Origin of the sequence: Bacteroides sp. (genome assembly GCF_019417265.1) — a bacterium.
Taxonomy (GTDB): domain Bacteria; phylum Bacteroidota; class Bacteroidia; order Bacteroidales; family Bacteroidaceae; genus Phocaeicola.
This window is the reverse complement of sequence record NZ_DXVR01000037.1, coordinates 1-24,414: the sequence shown is the minus strand read 5'-3', so window position 1 is coordinate 24,414 and position 24,414 is coordinate 1. Positions and strand designations below refer to the sequence as shown.

The following is a 24,414-nucleotide window of genomic DNA, read 5'->3' as shown; positions in this document are numbered from 1 at the left end:
AATATCAATTTTGCCCATGCGGCTTAGTATAAATTAATTTTTACGACTTACTTATAACATTTGTTATGTAATTATTCAGCCTTATTCTTTTTCAGCCATTCCAGTCTGCGCATGTCCGGCAAATGTTTCACAGTGAAGTTCTCGAATTTGGCTTCAAATCCGTTTCCATCGGGAGATGCTGCCAATACGCCAACTTTCATCGGAATATTGTCCTGCATCCACGCATTACGCATCATAGTGTATTCCTTGTCATCGAAAGAATAGAACACCTCTATGGCATCAAGTCTTCTTACAGCCTTAATCCATATATAAGGTACAGGCTTGTCGAGAGTAATGACACTCCAGTCGGATGTCTTATGAGTAACCACCGTACTAAGATTATACTTGCCATCGACAAATTCAATTCCTGCCTTGATATAATTCTCATGGTCTATCCTCAACATTATACCGGCCTGATCAAACCGTGTCTTGTATTCTCCCGATACCTTTACTTTCGCTTCAAACTCACCGCCATATGTAGCATAATAGAATGGAGCATCGTCCACAGTAAAACCGTAGTGTGAGATACGCCAATAGTCACTCTGAGGAGTAACGAACATTGTCATGGTTTTACTGTCCTTTATCTCCCAACTTTCCGGTTCATTAAACCAGTTCATTTTTTCAAGGCTCTGTGCAGCTACCGACTAAAGAGCCATAACACCAAGTAAACTTAAAATCAGTTTCTTCATATTTATAATGCTTTATGTGTTTATTCCATTCTATATTTGTTTTTATCCTCTTCAGTCAGTTCACGAATAACTCTGCAAGGATTACCGGCTGCCAAGACTCCAGAAGGTATGTTTTTTGTGACTACACTTCCAGCTCCTATTACCGCATCATCGCCTATCGATACTCCAGGCAGAACGCTCACGTTTGCCCCTATCCACACATTATTACCTACCGTAATAGGAAAAGCATATTCCAGTCCCATATTTCTTTTTTCAGCGTCAAGAGGATGCCCTGCCGTATAAAATCCGCAATTTGGAGCAACAAAAACATTGTCACCGAATGTAATCTTAGCCCCATCCAGGATAACGCAGTTCACATTCATATAGAAGTTCTCACCTATTTCGATGTTATAGCCATAGTCATAATAGAAAGGCTGTTCAATCAGAAAGTTACACTTCGTTTTTCCGAACAGTCGCCGTATTATCTCAGTACGTTCGGCAGTCATTGACGGTCTCAAAGAGTTATATTCATAGCATAAATCTTTACATACTGCCCTTTCACGCAACAGTTCCTCATCGTAATTAGCGTCATAGAGCAGTCCTTTATGGCATTTTTCCTTTTCAGTCATAATGATAATAGATTTAAATTACTTTCCACTCTCCGTTATAAACAGCAGTTTGTCACCCACATGCAGTTCCATCTGTCCGTTCGGAATCAGAAACTCGTTTCCACGCTTTATAAGCATAACCAGCGAACCTTTAGGTATATTCATATCAGCCAGACGGTTGCCGTGTACCAGCATTTCCTCATTAAGAGTAATATCGTGCAGCTGCGAATCTATCTCGTCAGGAAGTTCTACTCCAAACTCGTTTCCTTCCTTCTCAAGAGGCAAATCAAGTTTAAGCCAGCGTGCCACAGAAGATATTGTCATTCCCTGAATAACGAGTGACAGCAAGGTGATAAAGAAAACTATATTAAACAGCTGGTGTGAGCCTTCTATTTGAGCTATAACCGGATATGTGGCAAATATGATTGGTACAGCGCCACGCAATCCAACCCACGAAACGAAAAGTTTGGCTTTGGCACTTATTCCCCTGAAAGGAAGCAGACACGCGAACACACTCAGCGGACGTGCCACAACTATCATAAATACGCCGATAAGCAATGCCACTACAGCAGTATCAAGCATTTCATGAGGATTAACAAGCAATCCGAGGGTGATAAACATTATAATCTGGAACAGCCAGGTAAGTCCGTCCATAAATGTTGTTATCTCCTTTCGATAAGTCAGTTTCATATTTCCTACCACCACACCGGCTATATATACAGCCAGATAACCGTTGCCTTTAAGCATATCAGTAGCGGTAAAAGTAATGAAAACCATACTCAGAAGAAGTATTGAATAAAGTGATGAGTTTGACAGACCTATCTTGTTTGTGAGCCATGACATGAACCGTCCCATGGAATACCCCAAAGCACCACCAATGAGGAACTGTACAAACAAGTCTTTGAGCAAAAGACCAATACTAAGCGAACTGCCACTGGAGATTACCTGTATAAGGACAATCGTGAGCATATATGCCATAGGGTCGTTACTTCCACTCTCAAGCTCCAGCATAGGACGAAGGTTTTCCTTAAGATTCATTTTCTGCGAACGGAGAAGACTGAACACAGAAGCCGAATCGGTGGAAGACATTGTAGCCGCCAAGAGCAGTGACACCATGAACGTCAGTTCGATATTAGTGCTGTTCCATCCGGAAATATAGAAGATAAACAGTCCGGTAAGCAAAGTAGTCAGAAGAACCCCCACGGTAGAAAGAACAATCCCTTCTTTCAGAACAGGTTTTATATCTGTAAACTTGGTTTCCATACCTCCGGTAAAGAGGATGATACTGAGTGCCATCATACCTATGAACTGAGCGTCCTCGGCACTGTTGAACTGCAATCCGAGTCCGTCGCTGCCGAACAGCATTCCCACGAGCAGGAAAAGCAACAGTGTAGGTATTCCGAAACGATAACCGGTCTTGCTTATCAATATACTGGTGAAGATAAGTACCGACCCAATCAAAAGGATGTTCTCTGCTGTAAATATCATTGCTATAGTTTTTAAATAAGGATTATTGTAAATAACTCCAAAAACAACTGTACTTTTTTTGGTGCCGACCATGGTGGGCAGTGGTGCTGACCATAGTGGGCAATGCTGCCGACGATTGTCAGCTATGGTGCCGACCATCGTCAGCACAAAAATATGTAAGCACAATTCAGATTATATCAGGCCTGAAATCAATCACTCAAACAGTGTACAAACTTCCGCACGGCTCACCTTTATCAAGTCTGCAGGAGCAAGCTTAACCTGCAATCCGCGCACTCCGGCACTGACATAGATATAATCGAAATCATTGCAGGTGTGATGGATATATGTAGGGAAATGTTTTTTCATACCTATAGGCGAACAGCCTCCACGAATATATCCCGTAAGCGGCAGAAGTTCCTTCATTGGGATAAGGTCGCATTTCTTGTTTCCGGACAGTTTGGCCGCCAGTTTCAAATCGATTTCATGCTCTCCCGGAATCACGCATACGAAATATCCTGACTTATCGCCATGAAGTACAAGCGTCTTGAATACCTGTTCAATGTTTTCACCGAGTGTAGCAGCCACATGCACACAACTCAAATCATTCTCATCTACCTCGTATGGTACAAGTTCGTATTTTATCTTATCCTTGTCCAGCAGTCGTGCCACATTGGTCTTGGATATTTTTTCTTTAGCCATAATTTTATATTGTTAGAATTTCTGATTTAGTTCTTCCTTCAGGAACTTAGGTGTATATCCTTTTTCCGACTCGGCTACTACTTCAGGTGCTCCGCACGAAAGAAGTTGTCCTCCACCCTTTCCGCCTTCAGGCCCCATGTCGATGATATAGTCAGCCATCTTGATTACGTCAAGGTTATGTTCTATAACGAGGACTGTATTACCCTTGTCAACCAGACGGTTGAGTACGTTCATCAATACTCGTATATCCTCAAAGTGCAATCCTGTGGTAGGCTCGTCAAGAATATAGAAAGTCTTTCCGGTATCTTTCTTCGAGAGTTCTGTTGCAAGCTTCACACGCTGGCTCTCTCCACCGGAAAGAGTGGTTGAAGGCTGTCCCAACTTGATATATCCCAAACCTACTTCCTGAAGAACCTTTATCTTGTTCAGTATCTGAGGTACATTCTCGAAGAACTCCACGGCACGGTTTATAGTCATATCAAGTACGTCGGCTATTGACTTACCTTTGTATCTTACTTCCAGTGTCTCACGGTTATAGCGCTTTCCATGACACACCTCACAAGGAACAAGCACATCAGGCAGGAAGTTCATTTCTATGGTCTTGTATCCGTTTCCACCGCAAGCCTCACATCGTCCTCCGGCTACATTGAAAGAGAAACGTCCCGGCTTGTAACCGCGTATCTTCGCTTCCGGCAGACCGACAAACAGGTTTCTTATATCTGAGAACACTCCGGTATATGTAGCCGGATTGGAACGCGGAGTACGTCCAAGCGGCGACTGATCCACATTCACCACCTTGTCTATATTCTCCAGTCCTTCAATACGGTCGTATGGCAAAGGGTCCTGAAGCGAGCGGTAGAAATGCTGCGATAGTATAGGCTGGAGAGTGTCGTTTATAAGAGTTGATTTACCGCTTCCCGAAACACCTGTCACACAGATAAGTGTTCCTAACGGAAATTCCACATCAACACCTTTCAGATTGTTTCCTCTGGCTCCGAACAGAGAAAGTTTCTTTCCGTTGCCCGGTCTTCTCTGTGCCGGCACTTCTATCTTCATCTCTCCGTTAAGATACTGCGATGTCATGGTGTGAGTCTTCAGCATCTCTTCCGGAGTTCCGGCAAACACCACTTCACCACCAAGTCGTCCGGCTTTCGGTCCCATATCTACTATGTAGTCCGATGCCAGCATCATGTCCTTGTCATGCTCTACCACTATCACCGAGTTGCCTATATCTCTAAGGCTTTTCAGGGAGTTTATCAGTCGGACATTATCCCTCTGATGAAGTCCGATACTCGGCTCATCAAGGATATAAAGCACATTTACAAGCTGCGAACCAATTTGTGTTGCAAGACGGATACGCTGGCTTTCACCACCGGACAGGCTGACAGAAGTACGATTGAGAGAAAGGTATTCAAGTCCCACATCAAGCAGGAATTTCAGACGGGTACGGATTTCTTTCAGAATCTCCTGAGCTATGACTTTCTGCTTACTGTCGAGATGTTCCTCCACTCCCTGCAACCATTCATAAAGCTCGCTGATATCCATAGAAGCAAGCTCGTAAATATTCTTGTCGTGCAGACGGAAATGCAATGCCTCCTTATTAAGCCTCATCCCCTTACACTCAGGACAGACATCAGTCTTGGCAAACTGTTCAGCCCATTTCTGAGCTGTGGCAGAAGCATCCTTCTCCTGCATCATCTGTATATACTTTACTATACCTTCGTATTCCACAAAATAGTCGGACGAGGTATGGACGAGCGAACTGTCAATCTTCAGACGGTCGTCGCATCCGTAAAGAATCTCATTTAAGGCATCATCCGGCAGTTCACTTACCGGAGTTTTCAATGTTGCCTCATGACGTTCAAGCAAGGCACTCAACTGCCAGAAAATCATAGCATTCTTATACTTTCCGAGCGGTGCTATAGCTCCTTCATAAACAGAAAGCGAACGGTCCGGAATAACCTTGTCAATGTCTATAAGATTGACATATCCCAATCCCTTGCATCGCGGACACGCTCCCTGCGGAGAGTTGAAAGAGAAATTGTGCGGTGCTGGCTCACGATAAGAAAGACCTGTAACAGGACACATCAGACGCTTACTGTAGTGACGGACGCTCTCTGTCTGGGCATCAAGTATCATAAGCAATCCATCGCCCAGTCGCATGGCCGTAGCTACACTCTGGCGCAATCTCTTGTCCTCCTTCTCAGTCACTATGGTTTTGTCCACCACTACTTCTATATCGTGGTTCTTGTATCTGTCAAGCTTCATTCCGTGAGTGATTTCCCTCACCTCACCGTCAACCCTTACATAGAGATAACCCTTCTTGCGGACCTGCTCGAACAGTTCCTTATAATGTCCCTTACGGGTACGCACCAGCGGAGAAAGTATGAAGATACGCTTTCCCTTATAATCGCGGTTAATAAGTTCGATGATTTGCTCTTCGGTATATTTCACCATCTTCTCGCCCGAAAGATAGGAGTATGCCGTAGCTGCACGGGCATAAAGCAGACGCAGATAGTCGTATATCTCGGTAGTTGTACCCACAGTGGAACGCGGATTCTTGTTTGTCGTCTTCTGCTCGATTGAGATAACCGGACTAAGTCCCGTAATCTTGTCAACATCAGGACGTTCCATTCCCCCAAGGAAGTTTCTGGCATATGCGGAGAATGTTTCTATATACCTGCGTTGTCCCTCGGCAAAGATAGTATCGAATGCAAGCGACGACTTACCGCTTCCACTCAGCCCGGTAATGACCGTAAGGCTGTTGCGCGGTATCTCGACATCTATATTTTTCAGATTATGTACACGTGCTCCCTGCACGCTTATCGTTTCTTTTCCTTCTGTCATATCTTAATATTCAGTGAAACATTGCAAAGATAATGCTTTTTTCGTACTTTTGCCCGTAAATAATCATATAGCTGAAAAATGAAATTTATTCAATCTGTATTTCTTGCACTGGCACTCATGGCCGGAAGCAGCATAAAAGTAATGGCTCAGGCATCGGCCGAGAGCGGATATTTCCTACACACAGTAACCAAAGGCCAAAGCCTATACTCCATATCAAGCATGTACAATGTAAGCATTGACGACATTGTACGTCTGAATCCCGGAAGCGACAAACAGATTCGCGAAGGGGCTGCGCTGAAAATTCCACAGGCTGTTTCTACCAATTCGGACAAGCCTGTATTCCACACCATACAGGCCGGAGAAACACTGTATCGCCTCTCAGTGAAATACAACATCACAACTCAGGCCATCTGCGAAGCCAATCCGGGACTGAGCAGTGAGAACTTCCGCAGCGGTCAGGTTATTATCATACCTGTACAGTCGGCATCGAAAACAGAAAAAGAAACTCCAAAGGCTACCGCCAAAGAGGAAACTACCGTAAAGATGAACGACTGGAAGGACATGCACAAGGTGGAAAGAAAAGAAACCATCTTCAGCATCAGCCGCGAATACGGAATAACTGAAGAAGAACTGATAGCAGCCAATCCGGAACTGAAAAACGGAAAGCTCAAGAGAGGTACTTTCCTGTTTATCCCATACGGCAAGAATGAACAAAAGACACAACAGACTGAATCAAAACCTACAGTACAGGAACTTACCAACGAAGAGATATTCAGCCGGTTTGAAGATTCCAAGAAAGAGATAAAGACTATAAAGGCAGCTGTTCTTCTACCGTTCATGGCAGGGACAAGTGCAAACATGGACGAACAAATCAGAATGGTGGAATACTATGAAGGATTCCTCATGGCTGTAGACAGTCTGAAGAAAGAAGGTGTGTCTGTAGACCTTTATACATACGACACTAAGGGAAAGGAAGCAACCCTGAACAATATACTTGCCAGGAAAGAGATGAAGAATATGGACATCATATTCGGACCGGCAAGGTCGCAGGACATTGACGCTTTGGCTACATTTGCAGACAAGAACAACATTCGTCTTGTTATACCTTTTGCCCCGAAGGTGGATCAGGTGTTCAAGAATCCGCATATCTATCAGGTAAACACTCCGCAGTCATATCTGTACTCGGAAGTCTATGAACATTTCAACCGCAAGTTCAGCGGATGCAATGTGATATTCCTCAATGCAAGCAACGGCGACAGAGAAAAAGATGAGTTTATCAAAGGAATGAAAACAGGACTTAAGGAAAACGGAATAAGCTATCGTGACTTTACCATGACTGACAATTTCTACGATATAACCACCGTTATGGATACGCTGAAAAACAACATATTCATACCGACATCCGGAAAGAGTACAGCCCTGGTGAAGATTCTTCCTCAACTCACACAGATACGTCGCGAAAGACCTGGCTATTCAATGAATCTGTTCGGCTATCCTGAATGGCAGACATACACCAACGACTATTTGGCAAGTTTCTACGAGATAGATACATACTTCTATTCGTCATTCTATACAAACAATCTTTTCCCGGCAGCCGTAAACTTTACTCATGCATACCGCCGCTGGTACAGTAAGGATATGGCGAATACCTACCCCAAATACGGTATGTTAGGATATGACACCGGTTATTTCTTCCTGAAAGGACTGTCGAAATACGGTAACAAGATGGAAGAGAATCTCGGTTCGATACACGTAACACCTATACAGACCGGCTTCAAGTTTGAACGTGTAAACAACTGGGGAGGATTTATAAACCGGAAAGTATTCTTCGTACACTTCTCAAAGGATTATGAACTGATAAAACTTGACTTTGAATGATAAAGAAAACATACATATTTATACTGTTGGGTATTGTATTGTGGCTTAACACCTCCACGGCCAATGCTCAATTGCAGGAACAGAAGCACAATTTCTCCATCGGTTTGAGCGGTGGAGTAAACTTCGGCAATGTAGACTTCTCACCACGAATCAAGCAGGGCTACCTGATAGGTCCGCAAGCCGGATTTACAGCCAGATATATCTCCGAGAAATATTTCAGCATGATATGTGGTATCCAGGCCGAAGTGAACTATTCACAACGCGGATGGAAAGAGGTGATAGAAGACGGCAGCGGAGACAGCTATCAGAGATCAATGGATTATATCGAGATACCTCTCTTGGCACATTTGGCTTTCGGAAAGGAATACGGGAACGGAGCCAGATTTATCCTCAACTTAGGTCCTCAGATAGGTTTCCACCTCGGAGACAAAGAAAAACATGCCATGCCCTCAATACAGAAAGAACAATACGGTAAAGCTGTAGAGAACGGTTTTGACTACGGTCTTATAGGTGGAGGCGGAATTGAGATTCGTACAGGAGTAGGCCACTTCCTGCTTGAAGGAAGATACTACTTCGGACTCAGCGACTTCTTCAACACTACAAAGAAAGACTATTTCTCACGCTCGGCACATACATATATATGTGGGAAAATCACTTATCTTTTCGATATAACGAAGTGAGTTTTTAGTTGTTAGTTTTTAATTGTTAATTCTTAATTATTAATTCAATATGCGTCTAATTTCATGGAACGTAAACGGAATCCGCGCATGCTGCGACAAAGGTTTCCGCGATTCATTCAAGGCACTTGATGCCGATTTCTTCTGCCTGCAGGAAACAAAGATGCAGGAAGGACAGCTTGACCTCAATTTCGAAGGATATACATCATATTGGAACTATGCCGAAAAGAAAGGCTATTCCGGTACAGCAATATTCACACGCCATCAGCCACTGAATGTCACTTACGGTATAGGCATTGACGAACACGACCACGAAGGACGTGTAATCACACTCGAAATGGAGAACTTCTTCCTCGTAACGGTATATACTCCAAACTCACAGGACGGACTTAAACGTCTGGACTACCGTATGACCTGGGAAGACGATTTCAGAGCATATCTGCAGAATCTTGACAGCAAGAAACCGGTATTGGTATGCGGCGACCTTAATGTGGCACACAAGGAAATCGATTTGAAAAATCCTAAGACCAACCGCATGAATGCAGGATTTACCGACCAGGAAAGAGAAAAGTTCCAGACACTGCTTGATGCCGGCTTTATAGATACATTCCGCCATTTCTATCCTGACATGGAGAATCTTTATTCGTGGTGGTCGTACCGCTTCAAGGCACGCGAGAAGAACGCAGGGTGGCGTATTGACTACTTTGTAGCATCGGCACGCCTCGCAGACAAACTTCATGGAGCAAAAATACACACAGAGATATTCGGTTCAGACCACTGCCCGGTGGAAGTTACCATAGATTTATAATATAAGGATGAAGAACGACGGGTTTACACTCAGAAAAAGACTTAAGAGCTTCAAGTTTGCTTTCAATGGCATAAAACTGCTCATTACGCGAGAGCACAATGCATGGATACACTGCTTTGCGGCTGTATGCGTCATAGTGGCCGGATTTGCTTTCAACATATCCACAACGGAATGGATATCTGTAATATTTGCCATAGGAACAGTCCTTGCGGCAGAAGCTGTAAACTCGTCCATCGAAGCCATAGCAGACCTCGTTTCACCGGGATATAACGAAGCCATAAAACGCACCAAGGATCTTGCGGCAGGAGCAGTACTGATACTTGCCATAGCAGCAGCCATCGTAGGACTGATAATATTTGTCCCGAAAGTAATGGAAATATTCTGTTGAATAAACACGCAGGAAATTGCGTTTCTATAATAAAACAATAAAGATATGATTAAAAGAATCAGCATATTATTTATGGTGTGCCTGCTGTCATTCTCCATCAGTGCACAGACCATTGAAGTTACCGGCAGCCGTAAGGCAGTCCGTACATCGGGCGATGTAGGAGCAGTTCTTCTCCCCGTGGCAGGGCTGACAGCAATCCTTATAAACAAGGATTGGGAGGGTTTGAAACAGGGAGTATTTTCAGGTATCACTACACTCGGAGTAACTTATGCGCTGAAATATGCCGTAAAGAAAGAACGTCCCGACCACAGTAATCTACACTCCTTCCCTTCCATGCACACATCAGTATCGTTTGCCGCGGCTTCGTTCATACAGCGCAGATACGGTTGGAAATGGGGAGCACCGGCTTATGTTCTGTCCACATATGTAGGTTGGAGTCGCGTTTATGGCAAGAAACATGACTGGTGGGATGTAGCAGCCGGAGCTGTAATAGGTACTGCCAGTTCGTACATATTCACACGCCCGTTTGCCAAGAAACATAATCTTACTATAAGTCCCGTTGCAGGCGACGGACATTACGGTGTTTATGCTTCGATTAATTTCTAAGATTACTCACAGAACTTCTCAAAATCTGTTTCAAAAGCCTTAAAGCCACCGGGATAGACACGCGCTATTTTTTCCGACACCTTTGCCCTGTCTGTTTTATCCTGTAGCAGGGTTATAAAATCGCTCAGAAGCTGACGGGAAACATTTTCTAACATGAAAGTTGTAAGGGCGTGTGCCAATATATAGGCATAACGCTCATCCGTTCTCTGTTTTTTCATGAACAAGCTCCAGTCTGCATCAACGAAATTCCTTAGATTGACTTCCCCCAACATATACATGGAACGTATCCTTCCCTTTTCGTATGCTGTCATGGAATGCCTTATACCTTTTTTACTTACCTCACAATGCTCGAAATACTCGCTCAGCCCCTCCATAAGCCATACCGGAGGATTTATACCGGTTATTTCTCGGGTAAGATAGTGACTTAGCTCATGGTATATCACAGAAAGGCCTCTCTTACGGTTCTTGTCCATCTCCATGATAACAGCCTCTTTTCTTTTAGCACTATATAAACCACCGATGTTTTTAACCGGAATTTTTTTGCTTAAACCTATGGTATCCAGATAAAATTCTGCCACACTGCGCTCGTTGAATACCGTAAGTTTCACCTTCAGACTATCCTTAAGTCTGAACAGTCTGTAAAACTTTATCTGATATACCATCATCTGTTCCACCAGCTGCTGTTCTTTTTTCGGCAAGGCATCACCGGCATATTCTATCTTAAGGTATTGGGCTGCAGCTACAAGAACCGACAATGATGCCATAACAAATAATATTATGCGCTTCATCTATTCTTGTTTTTCTTTTTCAAATACCTTTTCTGTTCGCGTTTGGTCATATCCTGCATTATGAGATCATCATCTGTCACCGCCTCATATTTTTTCTTCTCCTCCATAATCACATCCCCCTCTGTAGTTCTGAAAGTAGGCATGAAATGCGAATAGGCATATCCGGTAGCCTGAAGAGCATCAAATTTATTTTCATCGAGGAAGAAATATGTTATCGACACACAAGTTCTACCGGCAATCCCCACGGGCTGCCCTGTCAGTACCTGTTCGCCCGGTACAATGAAATTCTCGTCCATAACAAGATATGCCGCAAAAGTACGGTCTGCATGATATATAAGCAACTGCCTTGGATTGGTAGTCTTACATGCTATTCCGCTTCGTGTGGCATATACTGTATCACCACGGTGCATATAAAAATTCAGGGTTTTCACGCTCTCGCGCAAATCCGTTTTCCATGCTGTAACCTTTCCGTTCTTTACAGGAAGTGCATATGGAAATTTAATATCAAAGTCTTTCACAAAATTACCACGGAAGTACATAAAAGATGAAGGCTCTTTAAACGGATTATCCACATTTGAGCCTTTTGGAATTGTAAACATGGTATTTTTTCCGGGACGCAGATTATACGAACGGTCATCAATACGATAAACATAGTAATCGCAATAATCATTATTCGTATATACAAGCAGCAAATCCTCCTTGGAATTCCTCTCCCAATTGGACTCTATAACATTAAAAGGCCTCTGCATCAGTGTCTTTAATGATTGCGACATTCCCTGCATCGTAAATAATAACAACATTATTACAACGCAAATTTGTGTTTTTCCATTCTGCATATTAAAGTTTATTATATAAATCACTGGAAGAACAAGTCATCAAGGCGACTGGTGTTCTCCTCTTCAAGTTCAGTAACCTTGTCCTTACATGGGTCAAACTCATCAGGAATATCGAATTTCTCCTCCTGCGAATATCCCAAAGTCTTGTCGGCATAAACCTTATTCATATATATACCCCAGATAGGAAGAGCCATTGAAGCACCCTGTCCGTCAGCCATACGGTCAAAGTGAATATCCCGTTCCTCACCTCCTACCCAGCATCCCGAAACAAGATTTGGAGTAAAGCCCATAAACCACCCGTCAGAGTTGTTGTTGGTAGTACCAGTCTTTCCGCCCATGTCGGCTGTGATATGATACAGTCTTCTTACACGCCCGCCGGTACCTTCATTTATTACCGCACGGAGCATCACGAGCATCTTGTACGCGCTGCTCTCACTTATCACTTCATTCACCTGAGGAGAGAAGTTAGCCAACACATTACCGTCATTGTCCTCTATACGTGTAACGAACAGCGGTGCCGTGCGTATTCCCTTGTTCACAAAAGTTGTATATGCGCTTACCATTTCGCCCACCGAGATCTCACAAGGCCCGAGACACAAAGAGATGGTAGGCTGTATTTCCTTATTCAGTACACCGAACGAATGAATCAGTCTGACCAATTCATACGGATTAAGTTTACTCATCAGATAAGCCGAAATCCAGTTGTTAGAATTTGCAAGTCCCCATTTCAGAGTAACTATTTCGCCATAATGCTTCTTTGAACTGTTTCTCGGAGTCCATGCAATACCGTTCTCGTCGAAATAAGTTCCCTCAACGTTTCTTGTCTCGTCACACGGAGAAAAACCGTTTTCCATTGCAAGTGAATACAGGTACGGCTTGATAGTAGAACCCACCTGACGGCGTCCCACCATAGCCATATCATACTTGAAATTGTCATAGTTAGGTCCTCCAACATATGCTTTCACATATCCTGTAATAGGGTCCATCGACATAAATCCGGCACGCAGGAAGTGCTTGTAGTATTTAATGGAATCAAGAGGAGTCATTATAGTATCTTTCTCACCCTGATATGTAAACACAGTCATCTCACGCGGAGTATTGAAAGCCTTCATTATTTCCGCATCGGAATATCCGGCAGCTTTCATCACACGACGACGTTCGCTTTGTTTTATGGAACGATTCAAGATAGCATCAACCTCTTCCGCTGATAACTGATTTGTGTATGGTGCTGTCTTTCTACCTTTCTTTTCCTTGAAGAAACGAGGCTGCAGATACTCAGCCACATGCTCCTGAACTGCCTCTTCGGCATATTGCTGCATGCGCGAGTTGATAGTAGTATAAATCTTTAACCCGTCTGTATAAAGATTATAGTTTGAACCATCCTTTTTCTTGTTCTTTGCGCACCACCCATACAGAGGATTTGTTTCCCACGCAAGGGAATCTTCGTAGAACTTCTGCATCTGCCATCCGCGATAATTCTTCTTCACAGGTTTCTTTGCATTCAGCACACCGCGTAGATACTCTCTGAAGTATGTAGCCAGACCGTCATTATGGTCAACCGGCCTATATCTAAGGACCAAAGGTAGTGCCTGAAGCGAATCACGTTCAGCCTCTGTCAGATAACCGGCTTTACGCATCTGGTCGAGCACCACATTTCGGCGTCCGCGTGTACGTTCATTGAATCGGCGCGGATTGTACAGGGAAGGATTCTTACACATACCTATAAGTGTAGCAGCCTCTTCAATACTCAAAACCTTAGGATCTTTTGAGAAATATGTACCTGCTGCCGTCTTTATACCTACGGCATTATTCAGGAAATCGAACTTATTGAGATACATCGTAAGGATTTCTTCCTTGGTATAATAACGCTCCAACTTGACGGCAATAACCCACTCTATAGGTTTCTGCAGCAGACGTTCCATCACATTATCTGCTGTAGGAGAATAGAACTGCTTGGCCAACTGCTGGGTTATGGTACTACCACCACCGGCATTTTTCTGCATGAACACACCACGCTTGATAAGGGCACGCATGAATGCCCGTGCATCAATACCGGAATGTTCGCTGAAACGCACGTCCTCAGTAGCCACAAGAGCATGCACCAGATTCGGTGACAAATCCTCGTAACCTACATAAAGACGGTTCTCCTTGCTGAGTGACCATGTTCCCAACACCTTTCCGTCGTCAGAAATAACCTGTGTGGCAAACTTTAGATTAGGATTTTCAAGTTCCTCAATAGGTGGCACATAACCAATCTTGCCATCTGAGATAGCAGAAAATATTATATACGTTGCCAGCATACCTATCAGCAGCAACGCCCAAAGTACGATGATAAAAGTCTTTCTCATTGAAATAGCTTATTTGTTACGTTCAGTCCCATAATTCTTACAAACAGGACAAATCGCTACAAAAGTACAAAAAAAACAATGGGATTAATATATTATAAAAGATATTTTATAATTTACTGTTACTCATTGCATCATCATTAAATACCACAGACCACAGCAACTGACGATGTATAAAAGACCAAATATACAATCATTTTCTTGCAACATTACCCATAAAAAAGTATTTTTGCCATGAATAATTCTATAAACCATAGTGTGGTTTATAGAAACTACACTGTAATTTTTACAAACCACACTGTGGTTTGTAAAGACACAACTTTTATTTATAGATAATGTAAGCACAAAACAAACTTTATTACAGCAAGCAAATAACTTTTCATACTAACAAAGTAAACTTTTACGGACTATGGCAAAATACGTAATGCAGGAAATGAAAAACCTTCATAAGGAAGGAGAAACGCTACTCTACCCAAGAATGGTAATAGACGGATGTTGCGAAACAGAAGAACTGGTGGAGATGATTACCAAAGGCTCCACACTGAGAAAAGGCGAAGTTATGGCAGCTCTGCAACTGGTCGCAGACGGAATGGTCTCGATGATGGCACACGGCCGTTCGGTACGGCTTGAAGGTATAGGACTATTCACTCCAAGCCTGTCATTAAAGGACGGAAAGGAAAGAGAAGACACAGAAGGCGACTCTCCGCGACGAAACGCACAGAGTATAGAAATAGGCAATATAAACTTCCGAGCCGAAAAAAGCCTGATTCAGGACACAAACTCCCAATGCAGTCTGCAAAGACAGAAAGGCGACTGGCGATGCAACAGGTCGAAGTTCTCTCCGGAGGAAAGGTTATCCATCGCACTGAATTATCTTGAAACGAACCATACCATGACAGTCGGAGAATACGAACAACTTACAGGCCTAAGCCACACTACTGCCGGAAAAGAGCTGAAGAAATGGGTAGCGACTCCGGAGTCTGGTATATATTTCAAAGGAAGCGGGTCGCATAAGATTTATGTGAAGAGATAAAAATTGGATTTGAAAGCCTTAAATCATGTAACTATAAATTGTAAGACATGATTTAATTATCATCTTAACAATAACAATAAAAATCAAATTAAATAGGAATTTTAAGTTTTATCTATTATTTTTGCAAAGGACAGAGTTGACTCTTTCCAATACATATTAGAAATTAAAGAGGCGTTATGTTTTATTCTTGTACGTACCAAGCCTGAGAAACTTCAAAATTTGAAAACAAGAGACGATGTAATGGTCTCCACGCATATGCGTGGGGCTGTTATTCCCACATCTGTTTTCAAAGGTTTTCTCAGGGCCTGTACGTTAAGAAGTGTGGCATACAGTTCCACGCTTCGTGGTTTAATAAAAAATCCTTGTGGAAACTGAAGGAAAAATGGAGGATTGAATATGAAGAAATTTATATTGCCTTTTTTGTTATTTCTCTCTTTTGCGATAGGCGGATGTACTGATAATACGCCTAAAACAGAAATAAAGACAGAAACACCAAACTCAATTACGCAAACATATACTGTGGAACGTTATAAACTCTTTCCAACGCAAAATATGTGGACATTCATCAAACTTGACACACAAACAGGGCAAATATGGCAATTACAATACAGTATAAACGATGATAATAGACGATTTGAATGTGAACTTAATACTAATTCACTTATTATTGATGATAAAAAGATAAATGGTCGTTTTGAACTTTATTCTACTCAAAATATTTATAATTTTATTCTTGTTGACCAAATAGACGGAAGAACATGGCAGGTACAATGGTCTTTTGAAGAAAATAATCGTGGCATCATTCCTATTAATAATTAATGTATTATTGAAAACCATAAAAAACATTATGATTATGAAAAAGTTTTTCTTTTCACTGTTTATTGCATTTACAGTTTTTTTAACAGCTTTTGCCCAAGAAGAGTCTGAACATTTAACTTTCAAAGGAGTGCCTATAGATGGAACTTTAAATGAATATGTATCAAAAATGAAGCAGGCAGGTTTTACTCATATCGGAACACAGGATGGCATAGCGATTCTTCAAGGTGATTTTGCAGGATTCAAGGGATGTACTGTATTTGTATCTACTCTTAAGTCTATTGATAAAGTCAGTACAATTGGAGTAATGTTTCCTGAAAAAAATGATTGGATTCGCTTGAAAATAATTATGGAAATTTGAAATCGATGCTTACAAAGAAGTATGGTGAACCGTCTGATTGTACAGAAACATTTAAAGGGCATACTCCTTCGATAAATTTAGCTAAATTAAGTAGTTTGAAAATGGGCGATTGTACATGGTATACTACTTTTAGTACGCCCAAAGGAGACATACAATTATCTTTGGAGTCGTTAGAATATAATTGTCATGTAATCCTTCGCTATTATGACAAAATAAATACAGATGCCGTAGAGTCACAGGCAATGGATGATTTATAATACAAATACCTATGTATATATCTATTGTATTGGGATTAATCATCGCTATTACGATTGTCGTGATCGTAGTAGCGATACAGTTGTTATTAAAAAGGAAAGCAAAGGAAGTTTCCGGTAGTATCAGGTCGGTAGTTCCATTTTACAGAGAGCAAGGGTATGATGAGAATGTTGGGAAGCAAAGTATTGAGGCTCGCTTCATTAGTATCGAAACCGATTTAGAAAACAGCTTCTATGAACGTATAATATCTTCTTCCAACGAAGAGCAATTTGCAAGTCATTATATGCAGTTGTTTTGTGAAGCACGTTCTTTACTGAAAAGAATGAAGAGATTTAGCATAGAACCTGACGATGTAATAATAAGATTTGTACGCGACCTAGATAATCTTCATACTTTTGTAGAACAACATAATGAAAAGATTATCCAGAATACACTAGACATTCACAAAGACTTTTTCGACCATTGCCTTAAATACCCATTAGACAAACAGCAAAGGCGTTCAATTGTATCAGAAGAAGATAATTGTTTGGTAGTAAGTAGTGCAGGAAGCGGAAAAACATCATCCATTGTAGGAAAGGTAAAATATCTGATTGACATCAAACACATCAATCCTCATAATATTCTTCTTATAAGCTACACAAACAAAGCGGCTGCCGAACTGACGGAAAGGATGGATATTGCAGGATTAAGAGGGTACACTTTCCACAAACTTGCCATTGACATCATCGGAAAAGCGACAGGACAGAAGCCTTCCATCTGCGATAACACAGACACACTGTTTGTGAAAATCTATCATAATTTATTGGAAGATGTGGATTTCAAAAAAAGTATCGTCGAATACTTTGTTGACTATCAGGTACAAGAAGCGGATTGGGAACATCGTAAAAATGAACGCAGACAACAACTATCCGAATTAAAAGATGTTCGCTTGAAAGCCCAATTCCCCGATATGGATGGAAATATTTTTTATGTTCGGAGCGAACAGGAACAAAAAATCTGTTTTGCATTGTCGTCTTTAGGCGTGAAATTCAGATATGAAGAGCCTTATGAGTATCCATTGGCAGATGAAATGCACTCACAATACAAACCAGATTTTTCCATTTACTTTGAACTGGATGGTAATACAAGACGTATTTATTTGGAACATTTTGGCGTGGATGAACATGGACTTGTCCCCACATGGTTTGCAAAAGATAAAGGCATTACTTATGAAGAAGCAAACCAAAAATACAATGACGGAATAACATGGAAAAAAGCAGCACATGAGAAATTTGGAACTAAATTATTGACAACCTCAAGTACTGATTTCCATTATTCTGACATTCAAAACACATTAAAAGTTTTACTTGAAAAAGAAGGCGTTCCTGTTAAAGAAAAAACTAATGCAGAATTATATGATATGATTCTACCTCCAAACAGCAAGCAGGAAAAGGCTTTTATACGGCTTGTTGTTACTTTTGCAACCTTAATAAAATCAAACTGTAAATCTATACAAGAGATTTTGAGACTTACTAAAAATACAGAAGATGAACGTAGTACTTTTATTATCAAGAAAATTTTCCAGCCCGTTTATGAACGATATATTCAAGAACTTAAAAACAGCAACCAGATAGATTTTACCGATGCAATTCTACAAGCCACAGAAATATGCCGTTCTTCTCACCCCGTAAAGTATGAATATATAATCGTTGATGAATTCCAAGATATATCAGTTGACCGCTACAATTTTCTTATGGCGCTTCGAGAAGGCACTCCTCCGGCAAAATTGTATTGTGTAGGCGATGATTGGCAATCCATATATCGCTTTTCGGGAAGTGACATGACTCTTTTCAATCAGTTTTCAGATTATTTCGGCCCCACAGAAATCAATAAAATCGAAACGACATACCGTTTTGGAGAACCCTTAGTAAGCCTGTCATCGCAATTCATTCAGCGAAATAATGCTCAGTTAAAAAAGGATATACACCCATTCAATCCACAAACTAAAACCGAATTACAATTTCGTGCTTATGAAAGGCGCGACTATTGTAACACTATTGAACAATTGATTGCGTCTATCCCTACTGACAAATCAATCTTTTTGTTAGGACGATATTCTTTTGATGATTATTATTTGTCGTTTCTATACAAATCCGTAAAAGAAGGCAATCACTTTTTCTATTTCATAGGAGGTAGGAAGATTGAATTCTTGACAGTGCATAAATCCAAAGGCCTTGAAGCGGATTATGTAATAATACTTCAATGCAACAAAGATACATATGGATTTCCTTCTATGGTAAATGATGACCCTGTACTAAATTATGTCTTGACTGAAAGTGACCAATACCCTTATGGTGAAGAGCGCAGGTTATTTTATGTAGCTATTACCAGAGCAAAAACAAAGACATACATACTTTACGACAAACGATTTCCATCCGTATTTGTTGACGAGTTATTACACCCGGAAAAGGTTACAGAAGAAAGTTATACAAAACATCCAAATGCAAATAAGAGATGGACACGCAGTGCTGACAAATTCCTACTCACTCTTTACCATGAGGGAAAGAGTATAAGGTATATTTCAGATAAAATGGGAAGAAGCCAAACCTCCATTATAATGCGAATTGGGAAATTAGAGGGCAAACAATAATAAACAGAAATTGCACTTTTCATCCAAACCACTATATTTATATAAAATCACGAGTATCAAACCATAAGCAATTGCGGCATTAAATTATAACTTTGCCATCAGGAAAGAACATAGACAACCCAAAACATGAAACAAACACGATATAAACTTCTCATAAATATCAAAAATTAAGCGGAACTTTAAAATATTTTATGTACCTTTGGACTTCGGTATTAAAAAAATAAACATAAAACTGCTAATATGGAAAATAGAAGTTTAGTTACTATTGCCGGACATTCCAAAGAGAAAATACTTTATCTGTTGGAAATGGCAAGAGAATTTGAGAAGAAGCCGAACCGTAGCCTTCTGGCAGGAAGAATTGTGGCAACACTCTTCTTTGAGCCGTCAACTCGTACTCGCCTTAGTTTTGAAACAGCAGCTAACCGTCTGGGTGCAAAAGTAATAGGTTTTACAGACCCTAAGGTAACAAGCTCATCAAAAGGCGAAACCCTGAAGGATACTATCATGATGGTAAGTAACTATGCTGACATTATCGTGATGAGACACTATCTGGAAGGTGCCGCAAGATATGCCAGCGAAGTGACAAAAGTTCCTATCGTCAATGCAGGCGACGGTGCAAACCAGCATCCTTCGCAAACTATGCTGGACCTATATTCCATATACAAGACTCAGGGAACTCTGGAAAACCTGAACATCTACATGGTGGGCGACTTGAAATACGGTCGTACCGTACATTCACTGCTTATGGCTATGCGCCATTTCAATCCTACATTCCATTTCATCGCGCCGGATGAACTTAAAATGCCGGAAGAATACAAAATCTACTGCAAGGAACATAATATTAAATATGTAGAGCACACTGAATTCAACGAAGATGTGATTGCCGATGCCGACATTCTTTATATGACACGTGTGCAGAGAGAACGCTTCACCGACCTGATGGAATATGAGAGAGTAAAAGATATATATATTCTGAACAACAAAATGCTGGAGAAAACACGCCCTAACCTGCGTATCCTGCATCCGCTGCCAAGAGTTAACGAAATTGCTTATGATGTGGACGACAATCCTAAGGCATACTACTTCCAGCAGGCACAAAACGGTCTGTACGCACGTCAGGCTATTCTTTGCGACGTATTGGGAATTACACTTGACGAGGTAAAAGCCGATACTGAAAAATAATAAGTATTTAGTTCTTTAGTTTTTGAGTTCATAAGTTTGTTCTTAATTCAACTATCAACAGGAAAGAACTCAAGAATTTATAAACTAAAAAGACTCACAAACTTATAAACGCCAATAAAAGCATGAACGAAAAAAAAGAACTGCAGGTAGCCGCTCTTGAAAACGGCACTGTAATAGACCATATACCCTCCGACAAACTTTTCACCGTAGTATCACTGCTGAACCTTAAGGATATGGACAGCAATATCACTATAGGTTACAACCTCGAAAGCAAGAAACTTGGCAAGAAAGGTATCATCAAGATTGCGGACAAGTTCTTCACTGACGAAGAAATAAACCGTATCTCAGTAGTAGCATCAAATATCAAGCTTAACGTTATCAGAAACTATGCTGTAGTAGAAAAGAAAGAAGCCATTATGCCCGACGAACTGAAAGGCATTGTGAAATGCAACAACCCGAAATGCATCACAAACAACGAGCCTATGCAAACATGGTTCCACGTGACAGATAAGGAAAAAGGACTGCTTAAATGCCACTACTGTGAAAAAGAGCAGCAGAAGGACAATATAAAACTTATCTGAAATGAAGCAGGACTGGAAACCGGGAACAATGATTTATCCGTTGCCTGCCGTACTGGTAAGTTGCGGAAGCTCGGAAGAAGAATATAACATTCTAACTGTAGCGTGGGTAGGAACAATATGTTCCAACCCACCTATGTGTTACATATCGGTAAGACCGGAACGACATTCCTACCCCATTCTGAAAAAGAACATGGAGTTCGTGATAAACCTTACCACAAAAGATATGGCATACGCCACTGATTGGTGCGGAGTAAGATCCGGAAAAGAATTCAACAAGTTCAGCGAAATGAAACTCACACCGGGAAAAGCATCGGTAGTGAATGCACCTATAATAGAAGAATCACCGCTATGTATAGAATGCAGAGTGAAAGAGATAATATCATTAGGCTCGCATGACATGTTCATAGCCGATGTGGTCAATGTAAAGGCCGACGAAAAATACCTTGATTCGGAAACCGGGAAATTCGACCTCGCCAAATCCAACCTTCTGGTTTACGCGCATGGCGGATATTACGAAACCGGAAAGAAAATAGGAAAATTCGGATGGTCAGTTGAAAAAAAGAAATAGCCGTAAATGAAGAAATTATGCTTGTCAATACTTTCAGCTATAATGCTTGCATGCAGTTCCAACCTGTATGCACAAGATATTATGCTGCAAGACAACAGGCAGAAAAGACAAAAGGTAAGTGTGGGAATAAAGGGAGGATTCAATTCCACAATGATGTTTACCAACAAGCTTTGCTATGGGGAACAAGAAATAACAGATATTCAGAATAACTACAAAGTGGGATATATCGCCACTTTGTTCACAAGAATACCGGTAAAAAACAAACACTTTCTTCAACCTGAAATATCATATTCCATTTCGCAAGGCAGTATCAGTATGAGCAATCTGAGGGAGAACGCTACGATATTGGAAAGCAACGCACTGATAAAAACCAAGATTTCATCATTGGAAGTACCTATCCTGTATGGTTATAAATTCATAGACTCTTATCCATACGGAATGTCGTTTTTCCTTGGCCCCAAAATAGCATGGACAATAAAGAAACAGAGTTCAAGCGAATATTCGGGATTCTATCAGAAAGATATCAAGGAACATATCAGACCTATCAATTACAGTGCCATTTTAGGTATTGGAGTAAATATATCGAATATATTCTTCGACTTCAGATACGAGATAGGATGTAACAATATAACAAAATCTGTTACTTACGACAAGCAACAGACCATAGAACCCTACAATGAGAAAGATTTGGTTCTGAAAAGAAGCAAAAACATTTTAAGTTTTTCCGTAGGTGCAATATTCTAAAAATTCATTCAATTATTAACATATAATTTATTTTATTACAACTATGAAAAGAGATGATTTAATTTTCGGAATTATAGAGAAAGAACATCAGCGTCAGCTTAAAGGTATAGAGTTGATTGCATCTGAAAACTTTGTAAGCGAGCAGGTCATGGAAGCCATGGGCTCTTGCCTCACAAACAAATATGCAGAAGGTTATCCCGGCAAAAGATATTACGGAGGTTGCGAAGTAGTAGACCAGAGCGAACAAATCGCCATCGACAGACTGAAACAGATTTTCGGAGCTGAATGGGCCAACGTACAGCCACACTCAGGAGCACAGGCTAATGCAGCAGTATTCTTAGCAGTATTAAATCCTGGCGACAAATTCATGGGACTTAACCTGGCGCACGGAGGACATCTGTCACACGGTTCAGCCGTAAATACATCAGGTATATTATATACTCCTTGCGAATATAACTTGAACAAGGAAACAGGAAGAGTAGATTACGACCAGATGGAAGAAATCGCTCTGAGAGAAAGACCGAAACTCATCGTCGGTGGCGGTTCTGCATATTCAAGAGAATGGGACTACAAGAGAATGAGAGATATTGCCGACAAAGTAGGTGCTCTCCTTATGATTGACATGGCTCACCCGGCCGGACTTATCGCAGCCGGATTACTCGACAACCCAGTTAAGTATGCTCACATCGTAACTTCTACTACCCACAAGACTTTGCGCGGTCCTCGCGGTGGTGTTATCATGATGGGCAAAGACTTCCCTAACCCATGGGGAAAGACAACTCCAAAGGGAGAAATCAAGATGATGTCACAGTTGCTCGACTCTGCAGTGTTCCCAGGTATTCAGGGTGGTCCGCTTGAACATGTCATCGCAGCTAAAGCTGTTGCATTCGGCGAATGTCTGCAGCCTGAATATAAAGAATATCAGATGCAGGTTAAGAAAAATGCCGCAGCATTGGCTCAGGCTCTTATGGACAGAGGATTTACAATCGTATCAGGCGGTACAGACAATCACTCAATGCTTGTTGACTTGAGAACCAAATATCCTGAACTGACAGGTAAAGTAGCAGAAAAAGCATTAGTTGCAGCAGATATCACTGTAAACAAGAACATGGTACCGTTCGACACACGTTCTGCATTCCAGACATCAGGTATCCGTCTTGGTACTCCAGCTATCACTACACGCGGTGCCAAAGAAGACTTGATGTACGAAATTGCAGAAATGATTGAAACAGTTCTTTCAAATGTTGACAACGAAGAAGTTATAGCATCTGTAAGAGCAAGAGTAAACGACAAAATGAAGGACTATCCTATCTTCGCTTACTGATTATAATTACGGTCCGGCACGATAATATTATGCCGGACCTTGACATAACAATATAACTAAACACTTAATCCTTAATTCCGCAACACTATAAATTTTAACTTTTATAATATCCTGAGCAACAAAAAGTTGCCCATAATTTTACCATGTCAGAGGATTCACTTAATTTAGTGTTGCTGTAATAATCAAACAAAACCTCATCAGGCATAAAAAAATACAAATAAAATCCGAGAAACTCACATCTTTTGGTGGTATATTTCCAATTATGGA

At 41.2% G+C, this 24,414-nt stretch carries 21 protein-coding genes and 1 pseudogene; 14 read left to right on the top strand and 8 right to left on the bottom strand.

All coding sequences use genetic code 11. From position 1 onward, the window contains the following. Window positions 1–71: 71 nt before the first annotated feature. The 5 genes and pseudogenes from QZ379_RS06460 to uvrA form a co-directional block, all read right to left on the bottom strand. Window positions 72–728 (bottom strand): annotated as a pseudogene (locus QZ379_RS06460) (DUF1349 domain-containing protein). Between the two features lie 20 nt (window positions 729–748). Beyond that, a complete protein-coding gene (locus tag QZ379_RS06455) occupies window positions 749–1,339 on the bottom strand; it encodes a sugar O-acetyltransferase (RefSeq protein ID WP_291561942.1) in 591 nt (196 codons plus the stop codon). Window positions 1,340–1,354: 15 nt separating this feature from the next. Further along, complete coding sequence (locus tag QZ379_RS06450; protein WP_291561939.1) at window positions 1,355–2,803, bottom strand: potassium/proton antiporter; 1,449 nt, start codon at window positions 2,801–2,803, stop codon at window positions 1,355–1,357. Window positions 2,804–2,995: 192 nt separating this feature from the next. Continuing rightward, on the bottom strand, window positions 2,996–3,481 hold the full coding sequence (gene ybaK / locus QZ379_RS06445) for a Cys-tRNA(Pro) deacylase (RefSeq protein WP_291561936.1): 486 nt from the start codon (window positions 3,479–3,481) through the stop codon (window positions 2,996–2,998). 12 nt (window positions 3,482–3,493) lie between these two features. Continuing rightward, window positions 3,494–6,328 carry an excinuclease ABC subunit UvrA gene (uvrA, locus tag QZ379_RS06440; protein WP_291561933.1) on the bottom strand — a complete coding sequence of 945 codons (2,835 nt, stop codon included), beginning with the start codon at window positions 6,326–6,328 and terminating at the stop codon, window positions 3,494–3,496. A 78-nt stretch (window positions 6,329–6,406) separates the two neighbouring features. Here uvrA and QZ379_RS06435 point away from each other — a divergent pair, with 78 nt between their 5' ends. Genes QZ379_RS06435 through QZ379_RS06415 form a run of 5 tightly spaced genes read left to right on the top strand, consistent with a single transcriptional unit; the run spans window position 6,407 to window position 10,685 of the window. Continuing rightward, window positions 6,407–8,206, top strand: coding sequence for a LysM peptidoglycan-binding domain-containing protein (locus tag QZ379_RS06435; RefSeq protein WP_291561930.1), 1,800 nt, complete (start codon window positions 6,407–6,409; stop codon window positions 8,204–8,206). Continuing rightward, window positions 8,203–8,886, top strand: a complete 684-nt coding sequence (locus tag QZ379_RS06430) for a porin family protein (protein ID WP_291561925.1) — start codon at window positions 8,203–8,205, stop codon at window positions 8,884–8,886. The genes QZ379_RS06435 and QZ379_RS06430 overlap by 4 nt, the downstream gene beginning before the upstream one ends. Window positions 8,887–8,935: 49 nt before the next feature. After that, a complete protein-coding gene (locus QZ379_RS06425; RefSeq protein WP_291561923.1) occupies window positions 8,936–9,691 on the top strand; it encodes an exodeoxyribonuclease III in 756 nt (251 codons plus the stop codon). Between the two features lie 7 nt (window positions 9,692–9,698). Next, the gene (locus tag QZ379_RS06420) at window positions 9,699–10,079 is read left to right on the top strand and encodes a diacylglycerol kinase family protein (protein WP_291561920.1); all 381 of its coding nucleotides are present in this window, start codon (window positions 9,699–9,701) and stop codon (window positions 10,077–10,079) included. Between the two features lie 45 nt (window positions 10,080–10,124). Further along, entirely contained in the window at window positions 10,125–10,685 is a 561-nt protein-coding gene (locus QZ379_RS06415) for a phosphatase PAP2 family protein (RefSeq protein WP_291561917.1), read from the top strand. 2 nt (window positions 10,686–10,687) lie between these two features. Here QZ379_RS06415 and QZ379_RS06410 read toward each other — a convergent pair whose 3' ends face one another. The 3 genes from QZ379_RS06410 to QZ379_RS06400 form a co-directional block, all read right to left on the bottom strand. Beyond that, complete coding sequence (locus tag QZ379_RS06410) at window positions 10,688–11,473, bottom strand: DUF1570 domain-containing protein (protein ID WP_291561915.1); 786 nt, start codon at window positions 11,471–11,473, stop codon at window positions 10,688–10,690. Further along, on the bottom strand, window positions 11,470–12,246 hold the full coding sequence (locus QZ379_RS06405; RefSeq protein WP_291561906.1) for a M23 family peptidase: 777 nt from the start codon (window positions 12,244–12,246) through the stop codon (window positions 11,470–11,472). Before QZ379_RS06405 ends, QZ379_RS06410 begins: the two co-directional genes overlap by 4 nt. A gap of 83 nt (window positions 12,247–12,329) precedes the next feature. Beyond that, window positions 12,330–14,657: a transglycosylase domain-containing protein gene (locus tag QZ379_RS06400; RefSeq protein WP_291561891.1), complete on the bottom strand. Its 2,328-nt coding sequence runs from the start codon at window positions 14,655–14,657 to the stop codon at window positions 12,330–12,332. A gap of 406 nt (window positions 14,658–15,063) precedes the next feature. On the opposite strand from QZ379_RS06400, the gene QZ379_RS06395 reads away from it, so the two are divergent. From QZ379_RS06395 to glyA, 9 genes are all read left to right on the top strand, one after another. Next, on the top strand, window positions 15,064–15,687 hold the full coding sequence (locus QZ379_RS06395; RefSeq protein ID WP_291561877.1) for an HU family DNA-binding protein: 624 nt from the start codon (window positions 15,064–15,066) through the stop codon (window positions 15,685–15,687). Between the two features lie 396 nt (window positions 15,688–16,083). Next, complete coding sequence (locus tag QZ379_RS06390; protein WP_291561867.1) at window positions 16,084–16,506, top strand: hypothetical protein; 423 nt, start codon at window positions 16,084–16,086, stop codon at window positions 16,504–16,506. 34 nt (window positions 16,507–16,540) lie between these two features. After that, the gene (locus QZ379_RS06385) at window positions 16,541–16,864 is read left to right on the top strand and encodes a hypothetical protein (RefSeq protein WP_291561853.1); all 324 of its coding nucleotides are present in this window, start codon (window positions 16,541–16,543) and stop codon (window positions 16,862–16,864) included. Window positions 16,865–17,132: 268 nt separating this feature from the next. Next, on the top strand, window positions 17,133–19,748 hold the full coding sequence (locus QZ379_RS06380) for a UvrD-helicase domain-containing protein (protein ID WP_291561838.1): 2,616 nt from the start codon (window positions 17,133–17,135) through the stop codon (window positions 19,746–19,748). Window positions 19,749–19,988: 240 nt separating this feature from the next. After that, window positions 19,989–20,930, top strand: coding sequence for an aspartate carbamoyltransferase (gene pyrB, locus QZ379_RS06375; RefSeq protein WP_291561822.1), 942 nt, complete (start codon window positions 19,989–19,991; stop codon window positions 20,928–20,930). 122 nt (window positions 20,931–21,052) lie between these two features. Continuing rightward, window positions 21,053–21,511, top strand: a complete 459-nt coding sequence (pyrI, locus tag QZ379_RS06370; protein ID WP_204400978.1) for an aspartate carbamoyltransferase regulatory subunit — start codon at window positions 21,053–21,055, stop codon at window positions 21,509–21,511. A 1-nt stretch (window position 21,512) separates the two neighbouring features. Next, a complete protein-coding gene (locus QZ379_RS06365; protein ID WP_291561798.1) occupies window positions 21,513–22,079 on the top strand; it encodes a flavin reductase family protein in 567 nt (188 codons plus the stop codon). A 6-nt stretch (window positions 22,080–22,085) separates the two neighbouring features. Further along, complete coding sequence (locus QZ379_RS06360) at window positions 22,086–22,823, top strand: porin family protein (RefSeq protein WP_291561785.1); 738 nt, start codon at window positions 22,086–22,088, stop codon at window positions 22,821–22,823. Window positions 22,824–22,866: 43 nt separating this feature from the next. Then, entirely contained in the window at window positions 22,867–24,147 is a 1,281-nt protein-coding gene (gene glyA, locus QZ379_RS06355; protein ID WP_291561754.1) for a serine hydroxymethyltransferase, read from the top strand. Window positions 24,148–24,414: the final 267 nt, after the last annotated feature.

What these genes read in the sequence shown, in the direction of transcription:
- ybaK (WP_291561936.1), bottom strand. Translation starts at nt 3,481, where the DNA reads ATGGCTAAAGAAAAAATATCCAAGACCAATGTGGCACGACTGCTGGAC.
- QZ379_RS06395 (WP_291561877.1), top strand. Translation starts at nt 15,064, where the DNA reads ATGGCAAAATACGTAATGCAGGAAATGAAAAACCTTCATAAGGAAGGA.
- uvrA (WP_291561933.1), bottom strand. Translation starts at nt 6,328, where the DNA reads ATGACAGAAGGAAAAGAAACGATAAGCGTGCAGGGAGCACGTGTACAT.
- QZ379_RS06405 (WP_291561906.1), bottom strand. Translation starts at nt 12,246, where the DNA reads ATGTCGCAATCATTAAAGACACTGATGCAGAGGCCTTTTAATGTTATA.
- pyrI (WP_204400978.1), top strand. Translation starts at nt 21,053, where the DNA reads ATGAACGAAAAAAAAGAACTGCAGGTAGCCGCTCTTGAAAACGGCACT.
- QZ379_RS06400 (WP_291561891.1), bottom strand. Translation starts at nt 14,657, where the DNA reads ATGAGAAAGACTTTTATCATCGTACTTTGGGCGTTGCTGCTGATAGGT.
- QZ379_RS06390 (WP_291561867.1), top strand. Translation starts at nt 16,084, where the DNA reads ATGAAGAAATTTATATTGCCTTTTTTGTTATTTCTCTCTTTTGCGATA.
- QZ379_RS06420 (WP_291561920.1), top strand. Translation starts at nt 9,699, where the DNA reads ATGAAGAACGACGGGTTTACACTCAGAAAAAGACTTAAGAGCTTCAAG.
- pyrB (WP_291561822.1), top strand. Translation starts at nt 19,989, where the DNA reads ATGGAAAATAGAAGTTTAGTTACTATTGCCGGACATTCCAAAGAGAAA.
- QZ379_RS06360 (WP_291561785.1), top strand. Translation starts at nt 22,086, where the DNA reads ATGAAGAAATTATGCTTGTCAATACTTTCAGCTATAATGCTTGCATGC.
- QZ379_RS06385 (WP_291561853.1), top strand. Translation starts at nt 16,541, where the DNA reads ATGAAAAAGTTTTTCTTTTCACTGTTTATTGCATTTACAGTTTTTTTA.
- QZ379_RS06410 (WP_291561915.1), bottom strand. Translation starts at nt 11,473, where the DNA reads ATGAAGCGCATAATATTATTTGTTATGGCATCATTGTCGGTTCTTGTA.
- QZ379_RS06380 (WP_291561838.1), top strand. Translation starts at nt 17,133, where the DNA reads ATGTATATATCTATTGTATTGGGATTAATCATCGCTATTACGATTGTC.
- QZ379_RS06415 (WP_291561917.1), top strand. Translation starts at nt 10,125, where the DNA reads ATGATTAAAAGAATCAGCATATTATTTATGGTGTGCCTGCTGTCATTC.
- QZ379_RS06425 (WP_291561923.1), top strand. Translation starts at nt 8,936, where the DNA reads ATGCGTCTAATTTCATGGAACGTAAACGGAATCCGCGCATGCTGCGAC.
- glyA (WP_291561754.1), top strand. Translation starts at nt 22,867, where the DNA reads ATGAAAAGAGATGATTTAATTTTCGGAATTATAGAGAAAGAACATCAG.
- QZ379_RS06365 (WP_291561798.1), top strand. Translation starts at nt 21,513, where the DNA reads ATGAAGCAGGACTGGAAACCGGGAACAATGATTTATCCGTTGCCTGCC.
- QZ379_RS06450 (WP_291561939.1), bottom strand. Translation starts at nt 2,803, where the DNA reads ATGATATTTACAGCAGAGAACATCCTTTTGATTGGGTCGGTACTTATC.
- QZ379_RS06430 (WP_291561925.1), top strand. Translation starts at nt 8,203, where the DNA reads ATGATAAAGAAAACATACATATTTATACTGTTGGGTATTGTATTGTGG.
- QZ379_RS06435 (WP_291561930.1), top strand. Translation starts at nt 6,407, where the DNA reads ATGAAATTTATTCAATCTGTATTTCTTGCACTGGCACTCATGGCCGGA.